This window comes from uncultured Oceanicoccus sp. (assembly GCF_963968385.1).
Taxonomy (GTDB): domain Bacteria; phylum Pseudomonadota; class Gammaproteobacteria; order Pseudomonadales; family Dasaniaceae; genus Oceanicoccus.
Map to the genome: position 1 here is coordinate 1 of NZ_CAXAHB010000090.1, position 5691 is coordinate 5691.

Genomic DNA, 5691 nt, shown 5'->3' on the forward strand with positions numbered 1-5691 from the left:
TATTGAGCGTATTTAAGAGGTACTCATTATGAGCCCAACTCAATCCTTTACACCAGATAATGTCAGTATTGTAAAACGCAACCCAAAACTGGATATTGCCGAGGCGTTAACCAGCGAGTGGATGGACAACCACGTATTTGCCACGGCCTGGCTAAATGCTATGTCTATTACCTTTCCGCTGGGCGAACAGTTTTTTATTAACTCGGTGCGACATTATCGCGATCGCATTACTGACCCCAAGTTACAGCGAGAAATGAAAGCATTTTACAGTCAGGAAGCGGTGCATTTACGTGAGCATCAACGCTATAACGAATTACTCTGTGCCCAGCGTGGTTATGATCTTGAAAAACTTATTGGCCCTATGCGGCGACGTATGCAGTGGGTGGAAAAAAATGTACCGGCGCGCCAACGTTTGGCGGGTACTGTGGCAGTAGAATATATGACAGCGGTCATGGCGGAAAAAGTATTGGGTGAGGCCGATATTTTTGCCGTTGCGCATCCAGCCATGGCCGAGCTATGGCGCTGGCATGCTGCCGAGGAAATGGAACACAAAGCGGTGGCTTTTGATGTTTATCGCGCCATCGGTGGCACTGAAAAAATGCGTCGTGCCGCTATGCGTCGCAGTACCTTTTTTCTGATTTGGGATATTTTGCATGGCGTGCGCCATATGCTGAAGTGTGATGGAAAGTTATGGAGTCCCAAAGTCTGGTTCTCTGGTCTTGCATTTTTGTTTGGTAAACGCGGCGTATTGCGTGGCACCTTAAAACTTTATCGCGATTTTTTCCGTAAGGATTTTCATCCCTGGCAGCATGATAACCAGCAGTTGTTGGAGCGCTGGTCATTGCAGCAGCAATAGTAGAAAGCGCCCGTTATCGTGCGGTATATTTTTAAATCAGCATTAAATTAATCACCGAGAGAGACGCATTATGTCAATGATTGTAAATCGCCGAGATCTGGACTTTATGTTTTATGAAGCGCTGGATTTAGATAATTTGCTGAAGTCTGAACGCTACTCTGACTATGATCGTGAATCGTTAGACGCGATGTTTGATCTATGTCAGAGCATCGCTGAGGAAGAGTTTTTGCCCTGCGCGGGCAAGCTGGATGCCAATGAACCACAGTTTATCGATGGTGCAGTGGAGACTATTCCTGAGGTTAAGCAAGCAATTAATGCCTTTAAAGAGGCGGGGTTAGCCACCTCTGGCTACGACGCCGATATCGGTGGTATGCAGTTACCCTGGATGGTCGATCAGGCCTTAAATGGTATGTTTGTCTGTGCCAATAACCCGATCAATATTTATCTGTTTCTAACCCAAGGTGTTGCCAATATGCTCAATGCTTGCGGTTCATCTGCACTGAAAGAGCAGTATTTAGGCCCGTTGGTGGCCGGCGATTGGTTTGGCACCATGTGTCTATCTGAGCCGCAGGCGGGCTCATCCCTTGCGGATATTCGCACCAAGGCGGAACCTCTGGGCGATGGTAGTTACAAGCTTACTGGCACCAAAATGTGGATATCTGGCGGGGAGCAGGATCTTAGCGATAATATTATTCATATGGTGCTAGCCAAGGTCCCCGGTGGTCCTGCGGGCGTTAGGGGAATCTCTCTGTTCCTGGTACCGAAAATGCGGGTTAATGCCGATGGTAGTCTTGGTGAACACAATAATATCGCACTGGCGGGGCTTAATCATAAGATGGGCTGTCGTGGGGCGACCAACACCTTATTAAACTTTGGTGAGGGTGGCGACTGTATCGGCTATCTCGTAGGTAATGAAAATGACGGTCTGGCCAATATGTTTCATATGATGAATGAAGCGCGGATTTCGGTCGGTCTGTCAGCAGTGATGACAGCATTGGGTGGCTACCTTTATTCGCTGGATTATGCGCGCAATCGCCCGCAGGGACGGCCATTGAATAATAAGAACCCAGATTTGCCGCAGGTGATGATCTCCGAACACGCCGATATCAAACGCATGCTGATGGCACAAAAAGCATTTGTCGAAGGTGCACAAATGCTAATGTATTACAGCTCACAAATTATCGATCAACAAAAAATCTCGCAGGATCAGCAACAGAATCAACGTATGAGTTTATTGCTGGATTTGCTTACACCGATCTGTAAATCTTGGCCATCGGAGTATTGCTTAGAAGCCAATAAGCTTGCCATACAGGTATTGGGTGGTTACGGCTATACCCGCGAATATCCAGTGGAGCGACTCTATCGCGATAACCGACTCAACCATATCCATGAGGGGACTTGGGGTATTCAGGGTCTGGATATCTTGGGGCGTAAGGTACAAATGCATAAGGGTGCTGCCGTGGCTATTTTGCGTGAGGAGATACTGGCGACAATTGATGCCGCAGCCACTTACCCTCAGTTGTCAGACTATTGTCAGCAACTAACAGCAACCTTTGATCAAATTGAACAGACCATCGCCGCAGTGGTAGATTGTGACGATAAAGCACTGGCGCTGGCCAATGCCACCATTTTTCTCGATGCCATGGGGCATGGGGTGATTGCGTGGATGTGGCTAAAACAGGCGATTGCCGCTTGTGCAGGTTTAGATAATGGCGATGCCGGTGATAAGAATTTTTATACCGGAAAGCTAGCCGCGACTAAATTCTTTTTTGCTTATGAACTACCCAAGGCTCGAACCAGCTTAGCGGTGGTGGCCGATTTGGATAGCACTTGCTATGACCTCACAGCGGAGCAATTTCTAGGTCAATGATAAAGATATTTACTTAGTAGGCTCAACGCCACTGATAGAGACTGGAGACCCAAATTGTTGCAGACCAATGTGTTTGGCGAAGTGATTGAGGATAGTTTCCATAGAATCCCCTGTCTGTTTATTTGTGCTTGATTGAGACAAGGCGGCTCCTGCAAGTTGTTTTGCAATTTCCGAAGCATTAGGTTCTCTCAGTGTTTTGGCCGCTAGTGAAGCAATATCTTTTGAAGTTTGTTTACTGTTTTTACCCATACGAATCCCTCCGAGTGTAAGTTAATTATCCATCAGTTTTGCAGCGGGGAAGATTAAGCCTAAATAAATGCTGCAGATATAGAATAACAATGATCAGGCCTAATTTCCTGTATGAATTTTTGACCTATTCATTGCTGTTGATTTTCTAGCTATTGTTTTCTGACCACGCCTACACTTAGCCCTTCAATGTCAAAGTCCTGATAACGCAGGTCAACTTCAATCGGTTGATAATCCTGATTTTCCGGTAGTAATTGTATTTGATGCTTGCTGCGAGTTTTTCTCAAGCGTTTTACTGTCACTTCATCATCAATTCGGGCCACCACGATCTCACCGTTTTGTACGTCTTTGGTTTTGTGGACCGCTAGCAAATCACCCTCAAAAATACCAATATCAATCATACTATCGCCTCGTACCCGCAAAAAATAATCAGCATGGGGGCTGAAAAATGAGGGTGGCATTTGGCAGTAATCTTCAATATGTTCCTGTGCGGTAATTGGGTTGCCGGCAGCCACCTGACCCACGATAGGGATGCCGCTCTCGTCATCATTTTCTGGAATACGAATACCGCGTGAAGCGCCGGCAATCATTTCGATAGCGCCTTTACGGGCAAGCGCTTTAAGGTGTTCTTCAGCTGCATTAGCGGATTTGAAACCCAACTCACGCGCGATATCTGCGCGGGTAGGGGGGAAGCCGGTGTCTTCAATATGACTTTTTATGACATTGAGCACTTCATTTTGTCGTTGTGTCAGTTTGGTCATAACGCTGCTCCTTTTTTTTCAATCGATTGATTGATGTTGTCTTGCTTGCATGTAGACAGTAGTACGGCCACATTGGTAGCTGGACGGCCTACCAGTATGGTTTTATATACAGTATCTGTGATTATATACAGTAAATCTTATTGTGCAAGCTTTTGTAATAATCAGTCCAGCAGCTTTAACCAGAAAGCAAGATAATCAAAATAGGGAGGTGGAGAGGTAGTGAATGGCTAGTGAATAGCTAGTCACTATCGTCAAGTTTAAGTGGTGGGAATTTTGCGGCACGTTTTTCTGTAATGGCGGCAAGACCCTCTTTTAAGTTTTCACCAGCAAAGCTCGCCAACATCAAATCCATCGCATTATTCTGCGCTACATCTAAACTATTCATCCAATCTTGATGTAGTTGTCGCTTAATAATCGCCATAGAGTAGGGTGAACAACTGTCAGCAAGGTCGGCAATATACCGTTTAGCTTCGTTGATTAATTCTGACTGTTCACAAATGCGATTGATCATGCCCATATCTTTGGCTTCTTCAGCATAGACGCGGCGACTAGATAGCAGCATATCCATAGCATGAGTGTTGCCAATCATACGTGGCAGTAACCAGCTACTACCCCATTCGGCAATTAAGCCTCGCTGGGCGAAAGCGGTCATAAAAAAAGATTCGGGTGTAGCAAAGCGTAAATCACAAAATAGTGCAATGGGGATACCCATGCCAATACAGGGGCCATGAATGGCAGCAATCACTGGTTTGCGAATAGAAGCGATATAGGAGTAGGTTTGACGATAGCTGGTGCCAATAGTCTTGTCGCCTGGCATGGCTGAGCCAGCATGATCATTGAGATCAGTTGAAGAGACGCCGTCGAGCAAACTTAGATCTGCCCCAGAACAAAAGGCGCGGCCAGCACCAGTAAAAATAATTCCTACAACATTGGTGTCTTGCTCTGCAGTAGCAAAGGCTCTGCGAATCTCATCGCCCATAGAGAGTGTCCATGCGTTTAGTTGTTCTGGGCGGTTTAAGGTGATGGTGGCACAAGGGCCATCGATTTCGAAGCGGATTTCTTTGTACATAACACCAACTGTTTTTTTCGATATTAATTGAGTTTAATTAGTAATAATTTAATTTACGTTATTACAAACAATTTTCAAAGTCTTATTTGATCTATGCAAGGCTGTATTATGATTTGGATTAAATGATACCATGTAAATGTTTAACGGATTAAATATCGAAATATAAAAAGGATTTAATTATGTTTAGACCTCACTTTGTCCTTGCTTGCCTTGTCCCTGTTACCTTTTATGCTGAAGCTGCCTTGTATGACCGTGGTAATGGCTTGATTTACGATAGTGTCTTGAATATTACCTGGTTGCAGGATGCTAATTATGCAAAAACTTCTCAGTACGATAATGAGGGTGACCTGAGCTGGCCCGAGGCCAAAGCTTGGGCCGGCGGTTTAGAATACGGTGGTTATGATGACTGGCGGCTGCCTTCAGCTAGGTTGGTCAATCCTGCTAATCCTTGTTATGACTATGATGGCAGTTGTGATAGTGGATTTAACAACACGATCAGTGAATTAGGCCATATGTTCTATAACAACCTTGAAAATCCTGGTTACGTAGACATTGATGGTTTTTATCAGCCAAGTGGTTTAGAGAATTGGCATTTTCTTGATGCTGATGATGGTAGTAGCGTCAGCTTTTCTAATTTTACGTCTAATCATTGGGTTTATTGGTTTGAAGAAGAGTTTGCGCCAAATACTAAAATGGCTTGGGTGTTTGATACCCGAATGGGTTATCAGCGGCAGCATGAAAAGAATACTGAGCATCTAAAGCTTCCTGGGCTCGGGCATTATGCTTGGGCTGTCCGTACTGGTGATGTTATTTCGTCGGCGCCTTTGCCTGCGTCGATGTTATTTTTTGTCTCGGCGTTGTTGTCCTTGATGGCTCCCAATAGGAGAAG

At 45.2% G+C, this 5691-nt stretch carries 6 protein-coding genes; 3 read left to right on the plus strand and 3 right to left on the minus strand.

Going from position 1 to position 5691, the window contains the following annotated elements:
• Positions 1-28: 28 nt before the first annotated feature.
• Positions 29-856: a metal-dependent hydrolase gene (locus tag AACP44_RS08175; protein ID WP_339340037.1), complete on the plus strand. Its 828-nt coding sequence runs from the start codon at positions 29-31 to the stop codon at positions 854-856.
• Positions 857-926: 70 nt separating this feature from the next.
• Positions 927-2726, plus strand: a complete 1800-nt coding sequence (locus AACP44_RS08180; protein WP_339340038.1) for an acyl-CoA dehydrogenase — start codon at positions 927-929, stop codon at positions 2724-2726.
• 9 nt (positions 2727-2735) lie between these two features.
• Here AACP44_RS08180 and AACP44_RS08185 read toward each other — a convergent pair whose 3' ends face one another.
• The 3 genes from AACP44_RS08185 to AACP44_RS08195 all read right to left on the minus strand — a co-directional run bounded on the left by AACP44_RS08185 (position 2736) and on the right by AACP44_RS08195 (position 4802).
• Positions 2736-2975 carry a hypothetical protein gene (locus AACP44_RS08185; RefSeq protein ID WP_339340039.1) on the minus strand — a complete coding sequence of 80 codons (240 nt, stop codon included), beginning with the start codon at positions 2973-2975 and terminating at the stop codon, positions 2736-2738.
• A 149-nt stretch (positions 2976-3124) separates the two neighbouring features.
• A complete protein-coding gene (gene lexA / locus AACP44_RS08190) occupies positions 3125-3733 on the minus strand; it encodes a transcriptional repressor LexA (protein ID WP_339340040.1) in 609 nt (202 codons plus the stop codon).
• 238 nt (positions 3734-3971) lie between these two features.
• Entirely contained in the window at positions 3972-4802 is an 831-nt protein-coding gene (locus AACP44_RS08195) for an enoyl-CoA hydratase-related protein (RefSeq protein ID WP_339340041.1), read from the minus strand.
• 179 nt (positions 4803-4981) lie between these two features.
• Here AACP44_RS08195 and AACP44_RS08200 point away from each other — a divergent pair.
• Positions 4982-5691, plus strand: a 710-nt coding sequence (locus AACP44_RS08200) for a hypothetical protein (protein ID WP_339340042.1), incomplete at its 3' end; no start/stop codon positions are given.